The 20,383-nt window shown below is 62.1% G+C and carries 21 protein-coding genes; 13 read left to right on the top strand and 8 right to left on the bottom strand.

Going from position 1 to position 20,383, the window contains the following annotated elements:
- Positions 1 to 9: 9 nt before the first annotated feature.
- The 7 genes from AC559A_RS00910 to msrB all read left to right on the top strand — a co-directional run bounded on the left by AC559A_RS00910 (position 10) and on the right by msrB (position 8,576).
- The gene (locus tag AC559A_RS00910) at positions 10 to 1,692 is read left to right on the top strand and encodes a type I restriction-modification system subunit M (protein ID WP_498815630.1); all 1,683 of its coding nucleotides are present in this window, start codon (positions 10 to 12) and stop codon (positions 1,690 to 1,692) included.
- The gene (locus AC559A_RS00905) at positions 1,685 to 2,959 is read left to right on the top strand and encodes a restriction endonuclease subunit S (protein WP_498815629.1); all 1,275 of its coding nucleotides are present in this window, start codon (positions 1,685 to 1,687) and stop codon (positions 2,957 to 2,959) included. Before AC559A_RS00910 ends, AC559A_RS00905 begins: the two co-directional genes overlap by 8 nt.
- The gene (locus AC559A_RS00900; RefSeq protein WP_498815628.1) at positions 2,956 to 3,603 is read left to right on the top strand and encodes a four helix bundle suffix domain-containing protein; all 648 of its coding nucleotides are present in this window, start codon (positions 2,956 to 2,958) and stop codon (positions 3,601 to 3,603) included. Before AC559A_RS00905 ends, AC559A_RS00900 begins: the two co-directional genes overlap by 4 nt.
- Positions 3,600 to 6,683, top strand: coding sequence for a type I restriction endonuclease subunit R (locus AC559A_RS00895; RefSeq protein ID WP_498815626.1), 3,084 nt, complete (start codon positions 3,600 to 3,602; stop codon positions 6,681 to 6,683). Before AC559A_RS00900 ends, AC559A_RS00895 begins: the two co-directional genes overlap by 4 nt.
- Positions 6,684 to 6,836: 153 nt before the next feature.
- Positions 6,837 to 7,085, top strand: a complete 249-nt coding sequence (locus AC559A_RS00890; RefSeq protein WP_498815625.1) for a DUF4160 domain-containing protein — start codon at positions 6,837 to 6,839, stop codon at positions 7,083 to 7,085.
- A gap of 3 nt (positions 7,086 to 7,088) precedes the next feature.
- On the top strand, positions 7,089 to 7,367 hold the full coding sequence (locus AC559A_RS00885; RefSeq protein ID WP_498815623.1) for a DUF2442 domain-containing protein: 279 nt from the start codon (positions 7,089 to 7,091) through the stop codon (positions 7,365 to 7,367).
- Between the two features lie 27 nt (positions 7,368 to 7,394).
- Positions 7,395 to 8,576, top strand: coding sequence for a peptide-methionine (R)-S-oxide reductase MsrB (gene msrB, locus AC559A_RS00880; RefSeq protein ID WP_498815621.1), 1,182 nt, complete (start codon positions 7,395 to 7,397; stop codon positions 8,574 to 8,576).
- A 96-nt stretch (positions 8,577 to 8,672) separates the two neighbouring features.
- Here msrB and AC559A_RS00875 read toward each other — a convergent pair whose 3' ends face one another.
- The 3 genes from AC559A_RS00875 to AC559A_RS00865 are packed head-to-tail and all read right to left on the bottom strand — an operon-like array spanning position 8,673 to position 11,529.
- Positions 8,673 to 9,515: a formate dehydrogenase subunit gamma gene (locus AC559A_RS00875; protein WP_035261874.1), complete on the bottom strand. Its 843-nt coding sequence runs from the start codon at positions 9,513 to 9,515 to the stop codon at positions 8,673 to 8,675.
- Positions 9,502 to 10,176, bottom strand: coding sequence for a hypothetical protein (locus tag AC559A_RS00870; RefSeq protein WP_498815619.1), 675 nt, complete (start codon positions 10,174 to 10,176; stop codon positions 9,502 to 9,504). The genes AC559A_RS00875 and AC559A_RS00870 overlap by 14 nt, the downstream gene beginning before the upstream one ends.
- A 36-nt stretch (positions 10,177 to 10,212) precedes the next feature.
- Positions 10,213 to 11,529: a multiheme c-type cytochrome gene (locus AC559A_RS00865; protein WP_498815618.1), complete on the bottom strand. Its 1,317-nt coding sequence runs from the start codon at positions 11,527 to 11,529 to the stop codon at positions 10,213 to 10,215.
- Positions 11,530 to 12,001: 472 nt separating this feature from the next.
- On the opposite strand from AC559A_RS00865, the gene tsoR reads away from it, so the two are divergent.
- The 6 genes from tsoR to AC559A_RS00835 are packed head-to-tail and all read left to right on the top strand — an operon-like array spanning position 12,002 to position 16,027.
- Positions 12,002 to 12,328 (top strand): ArsR/SmtB-type metalloregulator TsoR, encoded by a 327-nt coding sequence (gene tsoR / locus AC559A_RS00860; RefSeq protein ID WP_156932978.1) that lies wholly within the window; start codon positions 12,002 to 12,004, stop codon positions 12,326 to 12,328.
- A gap of 18 nt (positions 12,329 to 12,346) precedes the next feature.
- Positions 12,347 to 12,808 carry an LULAXC motif selenoprotein TsoA gene (tsoA, locus tag AC559A_RS00855; RefSeq protein WP_498815616.1) on the top strand — a complete coding sequence of 154 codons (462 nt, stop codon included), beginning with the start codon at positions 12,347 to 12,349 and terminating at the stop codon, positions 12,806 to 12,808.
- A 28-nt stretch (positions 12,809 to 12,836) separates the two neighbouring features.
- Positions 12,837 to 14,591, top strand: coding sequence for a rhodanese/DsbD fusion-like selenoprotein TsoB (tsoB, locus tag AC559A_RS00850; protein ID WP_498815614.1), 1,755 nt, complete (start codon positions 12,837 to 12,839; stop codon positions 14,589 to 14,591).
- Between the two features lie 2 nt (positions 14,592 to 14,593).
- Positions 14,594 to 14,884 (top strand): NEPxGxxU motif selenoprotein TsoC, encoded by a 291-nt coding sequence (gene tsoC / locus AC559A_RS00845; protein WP_498815613.1) that lies wholly within the window; start codon positions 14,594 to 14,596, stop codon positions 14,882 to 14,884.
- A 57-nt stretch (positions 14,885 to 14,941) separates the two neighbouring features.
- Positions 14,942 to 15,199: an NEPxGxxU motif selenoprotein TsoC gene (gene tsoC / locus AC559A_RS00840; RefSeq protein WP_498816050.1), complete on the top strand. Its 258-nt coding sequence runs from the start codon at positions 14,942 to 14,944 to the stop codon at positions 15,197 to 15,199.
- A 45-nt stretch (positions 15,200 to 15,244) separates the two neighbouring features.
- A complete protein-coding gene (locus AC559A_RS00835) occupies positions 15,245 to 16,027 on the top strand; it encodes a sterol desaturase family protein (protein WP_498815612.1) in 783 nt (260 codons plus the stop codon).
- Between the two features lie 39 nt (positions 16,028 to 16,066).
- On the opposite strand, the gene chrA is transcribed toward AC559A_RS00835, so the two are convergent.
- The 5 genes from chrA to corA form a co-directional block, all read right to left on the bottom strand.
- Positions 16,067 to 17,284, bottom strand: a complete 1,218-nt coding sequence (gene chrA, locus AC559A_RS00830; protein ID WP_498815611.1) for a chromate efflux transporter — start codon at positions 17,282 to 17,284, stop codon at positions 16,067 to 16,069.
- An 83-nt stretch (positions 17,285 to 17,367) separates the two neighbouring features.
- On the bottom strand, positions 17,368 to 18,144 hold the full coding sequence (locus AC559A_RS00825) for an ABC transporter permease (RefSeq protein ID WP_498815609.1): 777 nt from the start codon (positions 18,142 to 18,144) through the stop codon (positions 17,368 to 17,370).
- Complete coding sequence (locus AC559A_RS00820) at positions 18,141 to 18,782, bottom strand: ABC transporter ATP-binding protein (RefSeq protein WP_498815607.1); 642 nt, start codon at positions 18,780 to 18,782, stop codon at positions 18,141 to 18,143. The genes AC559A_RS00825 and AC559A_RS00820 overlap by 4 nt, the downstream gene beginning before the upstream one ends.
- Before the next feature lie 11 nt (positions 18,783 to 18,793).
- Positions 18,794 to 19,162: a PadR family transcriptional regulator gene (locus AC559A_RS00815; RefSeq protein ID WP_245590069.1), complete on the bottom strand. Its 369-nt coding sequence runs from the start codon at positions 19,160 to 19,162 to the stop codon at positions 18,794 to 18,796.
- A gap of 95 nt (positions 19,163 to 19,257) precedes the next feature.
- Entirely contained in the window at positions 19,258 to 20,310 is a 1,053-nt protein-coding gene (corA, locus tag AC559A_RS00810) for a magnesium/cobalt transporter CorA (protein WP_498815605.1), read from the bottom strand.
- Between the last annotated feature and the right edge of the window lie 73 nt (positions 20,311 to 20,383).

The following is a 20,383-nucleotide window of genomic DNA, read 5'->3' as shown; positions in this document are numbered from 1 at the left end:
AAAACCCTGATGGCGAAAACTGAGACGAACAACACCGATTTGGCCCGCGCCGAGATTCTCTGGAAATCGGCTGATGCCCTGCGCGGGCAGATCGACGCCGCCGAGTACAAGCACGTGGTCCTCGGCCTGCTTTTCCTGAAGTACATCTCCGACTCCTTCGAGGCCCGTCGCGATGAACTCAAGGTCGAGCTGGAAGCCGACGGCATTACCGGCCCACAGCTCGAAAGCTTGCTGGAGAACCGCGACGAGTACACCGCCGAGCGGGTTTTCTGGGTGCCGCCCGAAGCGCGCTGGCAGAACCTCCAGAACCAAGCCGCGCGGCCTGACATCGCCACGCTGATTGATGATGCCATCCTCGCCGTGGAGCGCGACAACCCGAACCTCAAGGGCAAACTGCCGCGCGACTACGCCCGCCGCGGCATCGCGCCGGAAAAGATGAAGGGCCTGATCGACCTGATCGCCGACATCGGCTTCAAGGGCGACCGCGCCAAGGCCCGCGACACGCTCGGCCGCGTCTACGAGTACTTCCTCGGCAAGTTCGCCCAGGCCGAGGGCAAGCTCGGCGGCGAGTTCTTCACGCCGCGCTGCATCGTGCGCTTGCTGGTCGAGATGCTCGAACCCTACGAGGGGCGCGTGTACGACCCGTGCTGCGGATCGGCGGGCATGTTCGTGCAGTCGGAACGCTTCGTGGAGGCCCACGGCGGGCAGAAGACCGACATCTCGATCTTCGGCCAGGAGTCCAACCCGACCACCTGGCGGCTGGCGCACATGAACCTCGCCATCCGCGGCATCGAGGCCAACCTCGGCTCCCAGCCCGCCGACAGCTTCCTGCGCAACCTGCACCCCGACCTCAAGGCCGACTACATCCTCGCCAACCCGCCGTTCAACATCTCGGACTGGTCGGGCAAGCTCCTGGCCGACGACGTGCGCTGGCGCTACGGCACGCCGCCGGTCGGCAACGCCAACTACGCCTGGATCCAGCACTTCATCCACCACCTGGCGCCGCCCAATGGCCATGGCGGCGGGGTCGCCGGCTTCGTCATGGCCAACGGCTCGCTCTCCACCGGCTCCGGCGGCGAGGGCGAGATCCGCCGGCGCATCGTCGAAGCCGACCTGGTGGACTGCATCGTTGCGCTTCCGGCCCAACTCTTCCTCACCACCGGCATCCCCGCCTGCCTCTGGTTCCTGACCCGCGACAAGACGGGCAAGAACCTCAAGCATGGCGGGCGCGACCGGAAAGGCGAGACGCTGTTCATCGACGCGCGCAAACTGGGCACCATGCAGACCCGGACGCTGCGCGTACTGACCGGCGGCGACGACGGCGAAAGCATGCTGGCCGACGGCATGGGCGACCCCAACTTCGATTCCGACCTCGGCCGCATCGTCTACGCCTTCCGCCAATGGCGCGGCGAGCCCGCGCCCGCCTGGTGGGACGAGGCCGAGCACGGCGCGTGGGCCTACCGCGACATCCCCGGCTTCTGCAAGGCCGAGACCATCAAAGGCATCGGCAAGCACGGCTTCGTCCTCACCCCCGGCCGCTACGTCGGCGCCGAGGCGCAGGAGGACGACGGCGAACCGTTCGCGGAGAAGTACCCGCGCTTGTTGGCGGAGTTGGAGGAGTGCTTTGGGGAGGGGGAGCGGTTGATGGGGGTGGTACGGGAACGGTTGGGAAGGATTACGTCCAGTGAGTGACTCGCTGACGGCCGATGTCGGCACGTTTCCTCGCGGATTCTCACAAGAACGGCTACCCGTTTGGCCATTGGTTCGTGCAGATTCGTTAGTGGAACTGCGATACGGCCGCGCACTAACTGAGTCCAAACGACGGCCTGGATCAGTTCCAGTGTACGGCACTAACGGACAATGCGGTTGGCATAACGAAGCGCTGGATGACGGTCCCAGTGTAATACTGGGGCGAAAGGGTATGGGCAACCTCGGTGTGGAATGGTGTAGCGGACCATTCTGGGTGATTGACACCGCTTACTTCGTCATCCCGAAGACCGATGCGCTGGACCTTCGTTTTTTTTATTACTTGATTGGTTACATCGGGCTAAATCACCTCAAAGATGGCACGTCTAATCCATCCCTCAGTCGCGACACCTTCGCGGCCCAGTTGCTTCCGTTCCCACCGATGGAAATCCAACAGACAATCGCGGAAACGCTTGCATATATTGACGACAAGATCGAGCAGAACCGGCGGACGGCGCGGGTGCTGGAGCGGCTGACGCGGGCGATCTTCCGGGCGTGGTTCGTGGACTTCGAGCCGGTCAAGGCCAAGGCCGCAGGCGCGACCGCCTTCCCCTCCATGCCCCAGCCCGTCTTCGACGCCCTGCCCACCCGCTTCGTTGATTCGGAGATCGGCCCCGTGCCGGAGGGTTGGGTGGTGAAGGCCGTATCAGAGGCCTTCGATGTCAATCCGACCCGATCGCTTCGGAAGAGCGAGCGTGCGCCGTACCTTGACATGAAGAACATGCCGACGAATGGGCACGCGCCGGACTCGTGGATCGAGCGCCCGTTCGGCTCCGGAATGCGCTTCATGAACGGCGATACCCTGGTCGCACGTATTACGCCGTGCTTGGAAAACGGCAAGACATCGTTCGTGGACTTCTTGGAGGACGGACAGATTGCATGGGGTTCGACTGAGTACATCGTGCTTCGTCCTCTGCCGCCGCTACCGCCACTCTTCGCCTACTGTCTCGCAAGAACCGATGAGTTCCGAGATTTCGCAATCCAGAACATGACTGGCACGAGCGGCAGACAGCGTGTCGCCTCGACCGCTATGGACCACTTCCGACTTGCCGTCCCCTCTGAGGAAGTGGCCGTGGAGTTCGGCGAAATTATGAACCCGATGTTCGACTGCATTCGCGGTGGGATGGAGGAATCCCGCAAGCTCGCCGAGATGCGCGACTACCTTCTACCCAAGTTGCTGAGCGGCCTGATCCGCGTGGAGGCGGCGCCATGAATGGACGAGATGGGCGGGAGCCGCTGCTGCCGAAGCATGGGGGATACCGTCAGCTGAAGAGCTTTCAGGTGGCGCAACTGGCCTATGACGTGACCGTGCGCTTCTGCAACCGCTACATCGACCGGCGCAGCCGCACCCACGACCAGATGGTGCAGGCGGCGCGCTCGGGGGTGCAGAATATCGCCGAGGGGAGCGTAGCCAGCGGCACCTCGAAGAAAATGGAACTGAAGCTGACCAACGTGGCCAAGGCCAGCCTCGAAGAACTGCGCCTGGACTACGAGGATTTCCTACGCCAGCGGGGCTTGGCGCTGTGGGTGCCGGACGACCCGCGGCGCAAGATGCTGGTGGCCCGCCGCTGCACCACCGTGGACGAGGTGGCGATCTGGGTTCGAGATCATGGATTGGCTGGACCCGATGGACAGATCGATGGACAGATCGGACTTGATGCCCGGTCCATGCCGTCCATGCAATCCATGCAGTCCATGTATTCTGGCGCTGCGGCCAATGCGGCGCTGGTTCTGATCGGCGTGGCGATCTCGTTGCTGGACCGTCAAGTTCAGGCGCAGGCCGCCGCCTTTGAGCAGGAAGGCGGCTTCACTGAGCGGCTCTATCGAACCCGCCAACAGCGCCGGAGGCAGTCATGAGTGCTGTTTCGGAACACAGCGTCGAGGATGTCGCCGCCGTCTACTTCGGCGCAATCGGCGCGGCCACCAAACGCGGCGTCGAGATTGACGACGCAGGCGAGCGTGGCAAAGCCACCGAGGTCGTGCTGAATGGCCGCCTCGGCGCGGCCCTGCATCGCCTCAACCCGGACCTGCCCCACGACACCGTCGAGGAGGTGGTGCGCATTCTGTCGCGCCCGCCGCATCCCACGCTGCTTCAGAACAATCGCTGGTTCCATGCGCTGCTCACCGATGGCGTCGAGGTCGAATACCGTGATGCCCGAATTGGTCATGGGAACGGTGAAACACGCGGAGGACGCGCGCGCCTCATCGATTTCGACAAGCCGACGGCGAATGATCTCCTCGTGGTACGCCAGCTCAGTGTCGCCGGAGCTTCACAAAAACTTATCCGCCCGGACCTGACGGTATTCCTGAACGGCCTGCCGGTCGCGGTCATCGAGTTGAAGGACCCGACCGACACCCAGGCCGACCTCGGCGTCGCCATCGACCAACTCGACCGCTACATGCAGACCGCCCCCGACCTGTTCGTGCCGAACCTGCTGCTGGCGGTTTCGGACGGCATGCTGACCCGCGTCGGCTCAATCACCAGCGGGCGCAGCCGCTTCATGCCCTGGCGGCCGCTGAACAACGACGGCGGCGGCGCGCCAACGCTGGAAGCGCTGATCCGGGGGCTGTTCGAGCCGCGGGCGCTGACAGACTACCTGCGGACCTGCGTCACCTTCGAGGAGGACGAAAGAGGCGACATCGCCAAGAAAATCGCGGGCTACCACCAGTTCCGCGCGGTGCGCAAGGCGCGGGCCAGCGTGCTGACGAGTCTCAGGCCGCCCTCAGGTGAGGGCGACGGTCGCGGCGGCGTGATCTGGCACACCCAGGGGTCGGGCAAGTCGCTGACCATGCTGATGCTGGCCGGTGCGCTGATCCGCGAGCCGCGCCTGACCAACCCGACAGTGGTGATGATCACCGACCGCAACGATCTCGACGATCAGCTCTTCGACACCTTCGCCGCCGGGCGCGCGCTGCTGCGGCAGCCTCCCGTCCAGGCTGAGAGCCGGGAGCAACTGAAGGCGCTGCTCGACCGCGCGGCAGGGGGCGTGGTGTTCACGACGATTCAGAAATTTGCCGAGGCGCACGGTGTGGTGTCGGACCGATCCAACGTGGTGCTGATGGCCGACGAGGCGCACCGCAGCCAGTACGGTTTTGTCGAGGGCGGCGCGCGCTGGATGCGCGAGGCGCTGCCCAACGCCACCTTCATCGGCTTCACCGGCACGCCGCTGGAGCGCGACGACAAGAACACGATCCACGTCTTCGGCGAGTACGCGGACGTTTACGACATCCGCCAGGCCGTCGAGGACGGCGCCACCCGGCCGCTCTACTACGAGTCGCGCATAATCAAGCTGAAGGTGAACGAGGAAGGCTCGCGCGTCGCCGAGGAAAAGCTCGAGTACGCGGCCAATACCGACCGCGACGGGGAGTCGGCGGAGGATCGGATTCGCGTTCCGCTGGAGTCGCTGGTCGGCGCCCAGGAGCGTATTGAACGCCTGGCGGCGTTCATCGTCACGCACTGGGAGAAGCGCCGGGCAGCCATGGAAGGCAAGACAATGATCGTGACCATGAGCCGCGACATCGCCGCACGACTCTACGAGGCGATCCGCGTACTGCATCCTGACTGGCACGACGCGGATGACGAGCGCGGCGCGATGAAGGTGGTGGTTACCGGAACGGCCGACGATCCGGAGCCGCTGCGCGGTCATGTGCGGACAAAGGCGGCGCGCAAGCGGTTGGCAGAGCGCTTCAAGGCCCCGGACGACGACCTGCGACTGGTGATCGTCTGCGACATGTGGCTGACCGGCTTCGACTGCCCGCCGGCGCACACCATGTATCTGGACAAGCCGCTGGCCGGGCACAATCTGATGCAGGCCATCGCGCGCGTGAACCGCGTCTATGGCGACAAGCCCGGCGGCTTGATCGTGGACCTGCTGGGACTGGCCGACCAGTTGGCCGACGCGCTGGCCACCTACACCCAGGCCGGTGGCACGGGCGAGGCTGTCCGGAAGGTGCAGGGCGAGGCGGTGCCCGCGATGCAGGCGGCGTTCGAGAAGCTGCGCGGCTTCTTCCACGGCTGCGACTACGAGCAGGCACTCGACGCGACGCCCGGAGATGTCCTGCCGGTGTACCTGCGTGCCATCGACCACGTGTTCGGCCAGAAGGATGGTTGGAAGCGCCTGAGGACAATGGTCAAGGAACTGTCAGCAGCCTTCGCACTGGCGGTGCCGCGCCCGGAAACCGAAGCCATCACGCCGCATCTGGCCTTTTTTCAGCGCGCGGTGGCGATGATCCGCAAGCGGTTGGCCGACGATAGCGGCGGCGCGGGCCACGCTCGCCAGCGCGACATCGACGCCGCCGTGCGCCAGGTGATCGGCGGCGCGGTCGATGCCGACGAGGTGATCGACCTGTTCGCCGTGGCGGGCCTGTCGGAAGCGCGCCTCGACATCCTCAGCGACGAGTTCCTTGGTCGGGTGGCGGCGCTGGAGCAGAAGAACCTGGCCTTGGAGACGCTGCGCAAGCTGCTCAACGACCAGATTCGCATCACCGAGCGCACGAACCTTGTCCAGAGCAGGAAATTCCGCGAGGCCCTTGAAGACGCCATGTTGCGCTACACGAACAAGGCGATCTCCACCGCCGAGATGATCACCCGCCTGATCGACCTGGCGAAGCACCTGCGCGACGCCCGGAAGCACGGCGAGGAACTCGGCCTGAGCAGCGAGGAAACCGCTTTCTACGACGCGCTGGCGGAGAACGAATCGGCCCGAGAGGCGATGCAGAGCGACACGCTCCGACTCATGGCCCGAGAGCTCACCGAGATGGTCAGAAACATGCCCAAGCTCGACTGGACCCAGCGCGAGTCGGTGCGGGCGAGCCTACGGCGCAACGTGCGACGACTGCTGGCCAAGTACGGCTACCCGCCGGACCTCGCGGAAGGCGCGACGCAGCTCGTGTTGCGACAAGCTGAGTTGTCGACGGAGAACGCGGTTCAATCTTGATGTGCACCGGTGATGGCGAGAGGCCTAATCCATCGGCATACCCATCAAGCGACGCTCATTTCGCCGCGTTAAATTCGCCCGGCATATGGGCGGCGGTGGCGAATGACAAAATTGAGCTTATATGCCAATCTACGGTTTCGAAGGAGAGACGAGATGCCAGTTATAGCACGGTTCTACGGGATCTTGATCAAAATGTTTTTTCGGGAGCACGGAGTTCCCCATTTTCACGCGATCTATGGAGAATTCAACGGAGTGTTCGACGTGATTACACTCGAAATGATTGAGGGTGATCTCCCACAGAGGGCACAACGCCTCGTTCGCGACTGGGCAGAGCAGTATAGGAACGAACTCCAGCAGATGTGGGAGACACAGAACTACAAGAAGCTACCCGGATTGGAGTAAATAATGACAACAGCAACCGTCTACCCGAGAATCCAAAGCGTTGACCCAAAGTCTGGGAAGACCCTCTTGGTCAGGTTCGTGAACGGTGATCAGAAAGTGTACGACTGTACCCCGCTCCTCCAGACCGAGGCGTTCCGCCCCTTGCAGGACGAAGTGATCTTCCGCTGTGCTTATGCCGATCCCCACGGCTACGGAGTCATCTGGAATGATGAAATTGATCTGGCGGAATCGGAGATATGGATCAATGGACGGACAGTCGAACAAGCCAATCCGTGCGATTGAAGGGAAAGGAGCGGGAGATTCAAGATTATGAAACGGCATCTGTTCCTGATGTTCACAGCGGCTGTCATGGCGTTGGCGGGATTCCAACTGAGCGCTTCCAGCGACATGGACTCGAAGTATGCCCCGGTCGATCGTGATCTGGCTCTTGCCACCTTCGCTGGTGGGTGCTTCTGGTGTGTGGAGGAAGCCTTTGAAAAAGTCCCCGGCGTGGTCGAGGCGGTATCCGGTTACAGCGGAGGCGAAGAGAAAAACCCGACCTACAAGGAGGTCGCGGGTGGTCGCACCGGCCATACCGAGGTCGTACAGGTCCATTATGACCCAACGGTGATCACCTACGAAGGACTGCTTCAGGCGCTGTGGCGGACCGCCAACCCCACGGATGCCGAAGGCCAGTACGTGGACCGCGGCAGGCAATATCGCCCGGCGATTTTCTATCATGATCAGGAGCAGAAACTGGCCGCGGAAGCCTCAGTGAAGGCACTGGAGGAGTCCGGCCGCTATGCCGCTCCGGTCGTGATCGAGATCGTCCCTTTCAAAGTCTTCTACGAGGCCGAGGAGTACCACCAGGATTACTACAAGAAAAATCCGCTGCGCTACAAGTATTATACCTTCAACTCGGGACGCTACCAATTCATCGAATCCGTCTGGGGAGAAGATATGGAAGTGGATTACTCCCGGTATCGTCCGCAAATCGGCGATGGCCCCGGGCAGGCTGATCGTGGCGAATCCAACCGTCGGCAAATCCAGGTGGAGGGATTCAACCCCGCTACCTTTGAAAAACCGGACGACAGGGTACTCAGGGCTCGGCTGACCAAGGTGCAATACAACGTCACCCAAAAAGACGGTACGGAGCCCCCCTTTAAGAACGCATACAATGATGAAAAGCGGCCGGGTATCTATGTGGATATTGTATCCGGCGAACCGCTGTTCTCATCCCGCGACAAGTATGACTCCGGCACCGGCTGGCCCAGCTTTACCAAACCTATCAACCCGGATTGGGTGGTGGAGAAAGAGGATAGAGGCTTTTTTTCGGTTCGCACCGAAATCCGCAGCCGCTATGCCGACTCTCATCTGGGACACGTATTCGCCGATGGTCCGGCTCCAACCGGCCTGCGTTATTGCATGAACTCCGCGGCGCTGAGGTTCATCCCAATCGAAGAGATGGAAGAGCAGGGCTACGGCGCCCTGATCAGTGAAGTGGATCAGTGAAGATAACCGGATGCACCGATGTCGTAAAAACGCCCCTCCGCTCGTCGAGCGGAGGGGCGTTTTTGGTGTTGGGGTGCGCCGGTTGTTTCTCTTTCATCACCACGTAATCAGGGGCGCGTGAACCAGCCCGCCGATGAGCATGTACACGCCGGCGGCCACGGCGGCGAAGCCGATGATCAGGAAGACGGCCCGTTTGTAAACCGGAGCCTCCCCCACGATCATCTGGTCCAGCTTGCCGGATTCCTTCAGCCGGGCCAACCAGGCCGGACGTTCGTGCGCGGCGACGCGCAGGTCCGCGCTGCCCTGGAAGATGGTCCGGTCCATGGGGAAGTTGCTGCGCCGCAGATGGGCGATGAAGAAGTGGATGACGAAGATGTGGGCCATGGCCAGGATGGCCTCGATGCGGTGCACCCAGAAGGCCACGTTCAGCCCCCAGCCGGGCATGTAGTTGCTGGACGCCAGGGGATAGGCTAGGAGCAGGCCGGTCCCGCCCAGGATGACCATACCCCAGAAAACAGCCCAATAGTCGAATTTTTCCCAGTATCCCCAGCGATCCAACGGCGGATGCCTGGAAAGACCGAGAATCCAGCCCACGTGCTGCCCGGCCTGCTTCAGGTCGGCGAACCGGGGCAGCAGGGAATCCGGCCCGAACAGGCCGGTTCGGTTGATGACCATGTTGAGCAGTGCATAGAGGACATGGACCACGAACGCGCAGACCATGAAGATGCCCACGTAGATGTGCACGGTCAGGGAGGCCTCGAATCCGCCGAAAATATTCCCGAGACCCTGCCCCCAGGCCGTCTCGTGGTACATCCTGGCCAGCCCGGTGGCGGACTGGACCAGGAAGGTGACCATGAGCACCAAGTGAAACAATCGTTGCGTCGCGGTGAACCGCTTGATCCGGATTTTGGCGTTAGTGCTGCTCTCAGTGCTGCTCATCGTCGGACCTCGCTTTCTTGATGAACAGTTCCCGCACGCCCCACAAGAAGGTGTGCGGCAGGAACAGGGCAAAGGTGCCCACGGCCACGGCGATCATGATCCAGAAGGCATAAAACAGCAGCGGAAGAACGTCCGCGGTGCTGATCATGGCCGGATTGGGCTCGTGCACCTTGTACAGGGCAAAGGAGGCGGAGGCGCCTTCGTGGCATTTCGCGCAGACGTGGGTATGCTGGCGAATGTTGTTCAACCGGGAAAAAAAGTGGTTGCTGCTGGCGATGGGCTCCTCGCCGTGGCACTGGCGACAGGTGATGCCGTGCCGGACGTAGTGGCGGTTGTTGCGCGCCTCCTCGACATGGCAGGACACGCAGCGGCGTTGTTCGTAAAACCGCAGCCCCTGGTGCGCGTCGTTCAGAAACATCCGGTTCAAGGCCCGGCTTTCCTCTTCGTCGATCCTGCTGAGGCCTCGGCCCTGAACTTCCCCGACGGCGTCGACCCGGCCCATGGACCGGGGTCGGACCTCGTACTCCTCGTAAACGCCCGTACTCATTTCCGTGCTGCGATAGCGGTAGTACCGGGAGGCCATCTCCTCCTGCCCGAACACCTGTTCGGGCAGGAGCAGCATCAGAATGAAGAGCAGGGGCGTCGCTTTTTTGATGATCATGACATCCCCCTTGTTGGTTTGAATCTCCCCTGAGCATTATTCCGGGCTGGCCACGGGAGCGGTTCCGGGACGTTCCGTGAATGTATCGTACGTTACCGCGGGAATCATCATTCCTTGGGGCTGTGGCAACTGGGTCAGGATTTCGTACTTACGCTGCAACTCGGCCAGATCGTCGTCCTTGTGATAGTGGCAGATCTGACAGGAATTGGGCAGGTTCGGGTCGTCAATGGTGTCCATGGGCGCCCTGGCGTTGAAGGTGTGGCTGCGGATGTCGTTGGGCTCGGCCGTGCTGGCGATGCGCGGCATGTGGCAGCCCAGGCAGTTGGCGAAGGAATGGATGGAATGGGCCCGATTGGCGTTGACCATGGTATGGCAGCTCAGACACTGGCTGGACCCGGCTTCCTTGGTCTGGAACCTGGTGGGGGAAATACCCAGACGGTGTACGGAGTGACAGGAGGTGCAGGTCACGCCCTGCACGGCATGCTCGGACTGCATCCAGTCTATATACTGCTGGTGGTGTGAGCGGGAAGCGTAGTCCGGGTAAAGACGCCGCATGTCCGCCTTGTCGTAGGAGCTTTCATAAATCGGCTCCATGACCATGCCCGGGGTGAACCCCACGGGCCAGCCGGCTTCAGGGTACGTTTCATGCTTGGCATTGCCACGGGTGTGGCAGGAGCCGCAAATCTGCACGGCGACGCCCGCGGTGAGCTTGGCCGGGTTGATGATGGTTTCCCGTTTCTCGAACAAAGCAGTGCGTGGAAGAGCCGTATGTTGCGAGCCGGGGCCGTGGCAGGCCTCGCAGCCGATGGATGTCTCGGCGAACGTGTAGTTGTCCAGATCCACGCCCGTGGCGTGGCAACCGCCGCAGCGCACCAGCCAGTCCCGCTTGTCCCAGGCGTCGTCGTAATAGTTGACCCAGCGTTTGGTGGCGATGTTGTACTGGACCGGCGCCACATGATACTTGCCGTCTTTCTGGACGATGTAGCGCTGCTTCCACTGCGTGCCGATGGTGTAGAGGATTTCATCCTTGGTCGGGATGTAGACGTCCTCCACCGGAACCTTGAGCCGGTCCTTGACCTTTTCCAGGTCGGCCCGGATCAGGTCGGGGTTCATATCCGCCAGGATGGCGTAAGGGTTCTCCCGCACGTCGATGAGCATCCGACTGTGCAGGGTCATTCTCCAGGAGTCGTAGTGTTCCAGGTGACAGTTGCGACAGGTGTCCGATCCGACGAATTCCTTGGGCTGGGCCTTGACCTCGCGAACATCCACGGCCTGCTCCCTGCCGCAGGCGAAAAGCCCCACGGCCGCTATCCAAAAACCCGCCATAACCAGTACGGTAATCTTGCGCTTCATGCCGACCTCCTTGATAAGGATGTTGGGGTGGAACTGATAATTGACCGCAGCCGTGCGCCTGGGCGTGAAAAGCATACCAACTCAATAGCATGTAGGTTGGTCTTGTCTGTAGGGGAATCTCCTAATTCTAGACGAAGAAAATCCCGGGAGACGGGAAAAAATCCCGGACGGAAATTGCGATTATGTTTGTTCGTAACTACCGGTTCATCCGAGTATAAGCGTCCAGGATATCCGCCTTCGCGGGTACGACTGATTCAGGCAACAGGGGAAAAAACTCATTCCCGCGAAGGTGGTAATCCAGCATCGGGATGAGGCTCTACCCAGGATGTGCTGAATAGTTCCTTCATCTATGAATCAATCCATCAATTTAAGTCAACCGCGAATTAAAATCCATTTGCCCTCCAGCCCTTGACCGTATCGTTTCCAGTCAATATATCAATATCTGTTTATATGCTTATTTCTCGTTGAGGTCATGATGACGAAGCCTGCCTGCATTCCCCGAGAGCAACTCGCCGACGCGGCCTTTCTGTCCAAGGTGCTGTCCGACGCCAACCGGCTGCGGATTTTGTGTCACCTGGGTCAAGGAGAGCAGTCCGTGAACCAGATCGCCGAGGTCCTGGACCTTTCCCAACCCCTGGTCTCGCATCACCTGAAGGAACTCAAGCGGGCCCTGCTGGTCCGGGTGGAGCGGCGCGGGCCGTTCATCTTCTACACCCTGGCTTCCGAGGAAATCCTGTTCATCCTGCGGACCTTGAGCGCGTTGGCCCAGGCTCTGCTTGCCGAGAAAAAATCCTTTTGACCACGGAGACAAGCGACAATGAACAACTTTCGCGACATCCTAAGCACCATGCCTCCGGAAGAGGCGGCCCGGGTCGTGGCCGACGCGGCCGCGGAGGTCTTTCCCCTGCTTTCCGACGAACAGCGGCTGACAATCATCGTCGGCATGACCGGGGGGCAAGGCACGGAACAGGGGGAAGACAAGGTCAGCAGCATGGTCCACCTCTGACTGGCCGAATGCATGGACGAAGGTGTCGATCCAACCAAAATGTGTCAAAGTCTCGTGGACAAGGTGGCCCGCTCCCGGCAGCTGATGGCCATCGCTCACCCGGAAATCCTGGTGCTGTTCGAGAACTGGCTGGAAGAGCTGGAGGAGGAAGTGCTGCACATGGCCCGTTCGGGCACTCTGGAAGCGGACCAGGTGGCCGAAGCCGTAGGGCTTTCCCGCTCCGGGGCCGACTTCCTCCTGGCCAAGCTGCGGCACGAAGGCCGTATTGACTGAGCCGCACTCCAAATCCTGGGAGGTCGTCATGCCGAAACGCATCGTACTGGGACTGCTTCTTTTCGTGATCGCCGCCGGAAGCGCCCTGTGGCTGACCAGCCGGGCCGTTACGCCGCAAGAGGCCGGCTGGGACGACGTCCTGGCCGAGGCCGAGCGCGGCGGGTACGGCGTGATCACCACGGACGAGCTTTGGGAGCTGTACCAGAGGGACCCGGATCTGCTGCTGGTGGACACCCGCCAGGAATGGGAGTTCGCCCCCGGGCACATGGAAAGGGCCGTGGTCTTTCCCATGGAACCCACCTGGTGGGCCAGATGGAGCAAGAAAGACGACCTGCGGGCCGTCCTGGGCGAGGACAAGGAACGGACCATCGTCTTTTACTGAGACGGTCTGGCCTGAGTCCGCAGCGACTCGGCGGCCCGGGTGGCCGTTTCCTTGGGTTATGTGAACGTTTATCGCGATCCGTTGGGTTTTCGGGAGTGGGAGGAGAAAGGGTATCCCACGGCAGCCACCCTGCCTGAGTTCGACGACGGCCACGTCGAGGCTCCGTTCGCTCCGGAAGCGCCGGGCCCCTTGTCCGGCTGGGCCATGGTCTGGACCCTGCTGGGCATCTTTTTCGGCGGCATGGCCCTGAATTTGACGCCTTGCGTCTATCCGCTGATTCCCATCACCGTGTCCTATTTCGCCGGGCGGGACGAGCAAGGCAAGGCCGGGCTGATCGCCCACGGGCTGCTGTACATCGGCGGACTGGCCCTGACCAATTCCATCCTGGGCACGGTGGCGGCCATGACCGGGGGCTTGATGGGCGGGCTGCTCCAGAACCCTCTGGTCCTTGGGGTCATCGCCCTGGTTTTGGTGGCCTTTGCCATGAGCCTGTTCGGCTTCTGGGAGCTGCGCATGCCCGCGGCCCTGACCCGGGCCGCGTCCAAATCCCGGGCCGGGTACGTGGGCACCCTGTTCATGGGCCTGACTTTGGGCGTGGTGGCCGCGCCGTGCATCGGCCCGTTCGTCCTGGGTCTGCTGACCTGGGTGGCGACCATGGGCAGCCCCTGGATCGGTTTTCTGGTCTTTTTCACCCTCAGTCTTGGTCTGGGCATCCCGCTGTTCGTGTTGGCCGTGTTTTCCGGCAACCTCCAGCGCCTGCCCCGCTCCGGGGAATGGATGATCTGGGTGCGCAAGCTGATGGGTTGGGTCCTGGTGGGCATGGCCGCCTATTTTGTCCGACCGATATTGGGCGAGCCCTGGGGCCTGTTCCTGATGGCCGGAACGGCCCTGGCCGCGGCCGTGCACCTGGCCTGGGTGGACCGCTCCTCGGCCAGCTTCAGGGCTTTCCCCTGGATCAAGAACGGCGTGGGCCTGGCCGGGCTGCTTCTGGCCGCGCTCCTGGTGGGCTCCTGGGCCGTACGCGGCGCCGGGGTGGACTGGCAGCCCTATTCCGAAAGACTGCTGGAACAGGCCCGGGAACAGGACAAGCCGGTCATCATCGACTTCTCCGCCACCTGGTGCGCGCCGTGTCGGGAGCTGGAAGCCGTGACCTTCCACCATCCGGACGTGGTCGAACGCGCCCGGAACATGGTCATGATCAAGGTCGACGTGACCCGGGGCGGCAATCCGCTGCATGAGCGGCTGTTGCGCGAGTACCGGGTCCGCGGCGTGCCGACCATCGTCTTTCTCGACGCCCGGGGCCGGGAGCGCCCGGACCTGCGGCTGGTGGACTTTCTCGCCCCTGAGGCTTTCGCGGGGCGCATGGATCAACTGCTCAACACCGATTCACGGGAGGAATGATCATGGTCAAGGTGCGTTTTTTTCTGAATGAACCCCGGGGCAAGACCTGACAGCACTATCTGTCCGTGCTGCCCAGGTTGGGCCAGCTTAACGGCGTGGAAACGGAGATCGTCTCCAAACCCCGCGAGGAGTTTCACACCGAGGCGTACAAAAGTCTCGGCCTGCCGGTGGCTCCCGGAATCATGATCAACGACCACGTGCTGATCAGCGGCGGCTTTATGGAGGAAGGTCAGATTTTCGCGGCGGTGCGGGATCAATTGGACGCGGACCCCACAATCCAAGGAGGCGATTGAATGGTCCTGGTACGGTTTTTTCTGAACGAACCGCGAGGCAAACCTTGAAAGCATTTCCTGAAAATCTCGCCCGGTCTGGGCGAGAAATACGCCATTGAGGTGGAGACCATTTCCAAGCCCATCGCGGAATACAACACGGACGAGTATTTTGAGCTGGACCTGCCCACGGCCCCGGCCATTATGGTCAACGACGAAATCGTAGTCGAGAACAAGGACGTGGATGAACACGAGCTGGAATGCCGTATCTGTCGGCACCTGGGCCTGCCGGAACCGGAAAAGGCTAAAACAGGTTTTCTGAGCCGCTTTTTTTCCTGACCGGCGGTTCGGAAAGACCATCAACCGGGAATCGCGGAGAAGCGCATGGAACACGAACACTGGTGGCGTTTGGCGTTTTTCGCGGGCGCTTTGCTGCTCTTCGGGATCGCCGAGCACCTCTTTCCTCGTCGGCGAACGCCTCCCCAACGGATGATCCGCTGGGTAGGCAACCTCGGCTTGGTCGCGGGCTCCTTGCTGCTGCTGCGCGTCCTGTTTCCGGTCCTGCCCGTGGGGCTGGCCCTGCTGGCGACGGAGCGGGGCTGGGGGCTGCTGAACAGCGTGTCGCTCCCCTATCCCGCGCAGTTTATCGCGGGCCTGCTGCTGTTTGACCTGGTCATCTATTTCCAGCACCGGGCCTTGCACTATTGGATACCCCTGTGGCGCATCCACAGGGTGCACCACGCGGACACGGTTTTCGACCTGACCACCGGGGTGCGCTTTCACCCCCTGGAATACATCCTGTCCATGGGCATCAAGTTGCTGGTTGTACTTGTCCTGGGGCCACCGGCCCTGGCGGTGATCGTCTTTGAAATCATGCTTAACGGCGTCTCCATGTTCAATCACTCCAACATCCGTCTGCCCCTGGCCGCGGACGCCCGGCTGCGGCGGCTGGTGGTCACGCCGGACATGCACCGAGTTCACCACTCCACGAACATGAAGGAAGCGAACAGGAACTTCGGGTTCAACTTCCCCTGGTGGGACCGCCTGTTTCGAACCTACCAGGACCAGCCCGCCCAGGGCCACGAACACATGCCCATCGGCCTGAACATCTTCCGGGACGCGAGCTTCCAAAAACTTCGCAAGCTCCTGCTCATGCCGTTTGTGTGAGGGCCGGCCGGCTCCAGTCTGTCCATCCGTGGCGCTGCATTACAGGGCCGTTCCCTTTGCCAGGCTGATCAGCAAGCCGCCCAGTGCGGAGATGATCACCACGGCCCAGGACGGGGCTTTCCACTTTTCCAGCAGCACGAACCCCGTCAGGGCCAGGGCGAATTCATACGACCCGAGAATGGCGCTGGTCCAGACCGGGTGGTACAGGGCCGCCCCGAGAATGCCGACCACAGCGGCGTTGGCCCCGCGCATCAGGGCCTGCGCGCCCTCGACGCGGCAGAAGTCGTTCCAGAACGGCAGCACGGCCACCAGGAGCAGAAAACCCGGCGCGAAAACCGCGACCAGGGCGAGCAGGGCTCCGAGCAGGCCGTTGGGGGCCGGTTCGACCACCGCGCCGAGATAGGCCGCGAAGGTGAACAGCGGTCCGGGCACGGCCTGGGCCGCGCCGTAGCCCGCTAGGAATTGATCCGGCGTGACCCAGCCGGGCTGCACCACTCCGGCTTCCAAAAGCGGCAGGACCACGTGGCCGCCGCCAAAGACCAGGGCCCCGGCCCGGTAGAAGGAATCGACCAGGGCCGGCCCCTGGGCCGAGGTGAGTGTTGTCAGCAACGGAAGGCCCAGCAACAGGAGCAGGAAAAGCGCCAGGGAAACGAAGCCAACGGTCCGGGAAACCGGGAAGCGTGCACGCTCCGCGCAGTTTTCCACCTTGGCCCGGCACAACCACAATCCGGCCAGGGCCCCGACAATGATGGCGGCGACCTGGCCCAGTGCCCCGCCCGTGAAGACGATGATCAGCACGGCCCCCAGGGCGATCCCGGCCCGTTCCCGATCCGGACAGAGGTTTTTGGCCATGCCCCAGACCGCATGGGCCACGATGGCCACGGCCACGATCTTCAGCCCGTGAATCACGCCCATGCCGATGGGCCCGCCCATGACCGCGGCCCCGTAGGCGAAGAGTACCAGGATCACGGCCGAGGGCAGGGTAAAGGCCAGCCAGGCCGCGGCGGCGCCCAACGGCCCTGCCCGCATCAGCCCCAGGGCGAACCCAACCTGGCTGCTGGCCGGACCGGGCAGAAACTGGCACATGGCCACCAGATCGGCGTAGCTCGACTCGTTCAGCCACTTCCGCCGAGCCACGAACTCCGTCCGGAAATAACCCAGATGGGCGATGGGACCGCCGAAGGAGGTCAGGCCTAACGCGAGAAAGGCCTTGAAAACCTCCCAAATCCGCCAGGTGTTCGCTGGGTTGTCATTCATTGATCAACTCCTGATTCGAGTTCGGTGTCCTTGATGCTCAGAGGGAAAGCTTGAAAGCCGCCCCTGGGAGAATTGGTTCCGCGTCACATCAGCTGGTCCTGCTTGTTGAAAAACGTGCGGCAGCCCAGCTGCAGCATGGTGATGATGGTCAGGGCCACGGCGCCGAGGATGCCGAGCATGATGGCGATCTGGTAGGCGATGGCCGTGGTCGGAACGGTACCGGAGAGGATTTGGCCGGTCATCATCCCCGGCAGAAAAACGATGCCCATGCCGACCATGGAGTTGATGGTCGGCATGATGGCCGAGTCAAAGGCCCCGTTGACGATCCCCCGGGTGGCGGCCTTGGGCGTGGCGCCGAGAATCAGGGCTTCCTCCACCAGGTGCTTGCGGGTGGTCATGCCCTCCAGCAGCGACTTCACGCCCAGGGAGATGCCGGTCATGGAGTTGCCGATGATCATCCCGGCGATGGGCACGAAGTACCTGGGTTCGTACCAGGGCGTGACGCGGACCACCACCAGCAGGAAATAGACGATGCAGGTCAGGGTGCCGAAGCACATGGCAAAGGCGATGACCTTGCGCAGGGGATTGGTCAGCCTGTCCCGGAATTTCCGGAATATTGTGTGGATCGCGAACGCTTCCATGACCACGATGATCAGGCCGGTGACGTACGGGCTCGGATTGTCGAACACGTAGACCAGCACGTACCCGACCAGGACCAGTTGCAGCGTCATGCGCAACGAGGACAGTACGATTTCCTTCTCGCGGCCGATGCCCCGGAAACGGACGATGGCCAGGACGATAAGCACGAAGATGTAGGCCAGGCCGACCTGGAGCATGGTCAGATCAATGACGTCGTTCATGGACGAGCCTCCTCTCGACGCACTTTCCCCCCGGACATCTCGATGATCGTGTCCGAGTACTTCCGGGCCATGGCCTTGGAATGGGTGACCATGATGATGGTCTTGCCCGCTGCCCGGACATGGGCGGTGAGCATGTCGAAGATCAGTTGTTCGGTTTCCTCGTCCAGGGCCGAGGAGGGCTCGTCCAGCAGATAGACCCGGGGTTCCAGCAGGAGCACCCGGGCCAGGGCCAGCCGCTGGCGCTCCCCGCCGGAAAGCTTGTCTGCCGCCTCGTCCAGGGGCTTGGCCAAGCGGACCTGCTCCAATAATCTTTTCAGATCACCGTCGCCGAGCGGTTCCTTTTCCTGAAACCGCGACCCGGCCCGCAGATTGTCCCCCACCGTGCCCTCGAAGATCGCCGGACTCTGGGAAAGCATGACCACGTCGCGACGGTGGCGGACCGAGTCCCTTTGAGTCAGGTCCTCGCCCTGGAACAGGATACGTCCGCGGGTGGGCGAGATCATCTTGTTCAGCAGGCGCAACACCGTGGTCTTGCCGCTGCCGCTGGCCCCCACCAGGGAGGTGACCTGTTCCGTGCCGAGCACTAGGCTCGGCAGGTCCAGAATGTTGTCATAGTGCACGTCGATGAATTCAAACACCGTTGATCTCCCTAACCGGTTTTCGGAGCGCCTTGTTTCCGAACTTCCGCATGCTCCGGCATGGTTTCGCCCACAAGCTCCCGCAGCCGTTCCTTGGCCACGGCCAAACCCTCCAGCCCCTTTGCCGTGGCCCGGTAGAACTTGCGCGTCACCTTCCCGTTCTTTTCCGTGCGGGAGACCAGGTACCCCTTGCGTTCCATGGCGTGCAGCATCGGGTACAGGGTCCCCGGACTCAGCCGATACCCGTGCTCGGCCAGCTCGTCGATCATCCACTGCCCGTAAATTTCCTGCTCCGCGGCGTGGTGCAGCACGTGCAGCCGGACCAGGCCGGAGAGCAGGTCGTGGTGTTCCAACATTTTGGTGGAGCTTTCTCGGGGCATGTCAGACCGCCTTTATTCGATATCGAAATTCGATATAATGTTTCCCGGCCTGCTGCGCAAGCGCCGACATCGACTCTCGGGAGATTTATTTGCAGCTACAACCAGTGTCTGCGCTTGAAATACAGCAGCATGGTCACGGCCACGCCCAGCATGAACAGCAGGATCAAGGGATAGCCCCATGGCCAGCGCAGTTCGGGCATGAATTCGAAATTCATGCCGTAGACTCCGGCGATGAAGGTCAGGGGGATGAAGATCGTGGCGATCAGGGTGAGCACCTTGATGGTCTCGTTCATGCGCTGGCTGTTCCTGGAGAGGTGCAGCTCCAAAAGGCTGGACGCCAGGTCCCGGAGGCTTTCCACGATGTCCATGGCCTGAACGGCGTGGTCGTGGACGTCGCGTAAAAAGACGCGGGTCTCGGGCTTGATCAGGGCGGAGTCGTCGCGGATCAGGCCGGCGAGGGCCTCCCGGAGCGGCCAGATGATCCGGCGCAAAAGGATCGCCTCCCGTCGCAGGCGGTGGAAACGATGCAGGTCGCTCGGCCCGGGGGCGGACAGCAGGGCTTCCTCCAGGCGTTCCAATTCCGTGCTGATGGTTTCCAGGACCAGAAAGTAATTGTCCACCACGGCGTCCAGCAGGGCATAGGCCAGATAGTCGGGACCACTCTGGCGGATGCGACCTTTGCCGATGGTGATGCGCTGGCGTATCGCATCGAAAACGTCCCCTTCCGATTCCTGGAACGACAGCAGAAAGGCATCGCCCAGGATCAGGCTGAGCTGTTCGACACGGAAGGAGTCACGGGCTGGTTCGGGAACCAGCATCTTGACGACGATAAACAGGAAGTCGTCGTGGATCTCCAGTTTGGGCCGGTGATCGGTGTTCAGGATATCTTCCAGAACCAGGGCGGACAGGTTGAATTCGCGACCCAGGGTTGTGACCACGTCAACTTGGTGCAGGCCGTCCACGTTGATCCACGTGACCCCCTGCCCAATGGATGGGAAAATGCCCTCGGCGCTGTCGCGGGGAGGCCAGGTCCGCACCTCCGCCGCGTTGTACGTCACCACCCGCAAAGAAGTCTTGTCGGCCATTCGCTCCCCCACATGCACCATGGTACCCGGAGCGGCCCCGACCTTGGCCTGTCGACTCTTCATGAATTTGCTTCTCATCCGTTTTCACCAATCCTTCGCCTGGCACGTCCACAAGGAAGAAAGCAACGCGGCGGCA

It is taken from the genome of Desulfonatronum zhilinae (genome assembly GCF_900182865.1).
GTDB classification, from domain to species: Bacteria; Desulfobacterota; Desulfovibrionia; order Desulfovibrionales; family Desulfonatronaceae; genus Desulfonatronum; species Desulfonatronum lacustre.
This window is presented reverse-complemented; position numbering and strand designations above follow the sequence as displayed.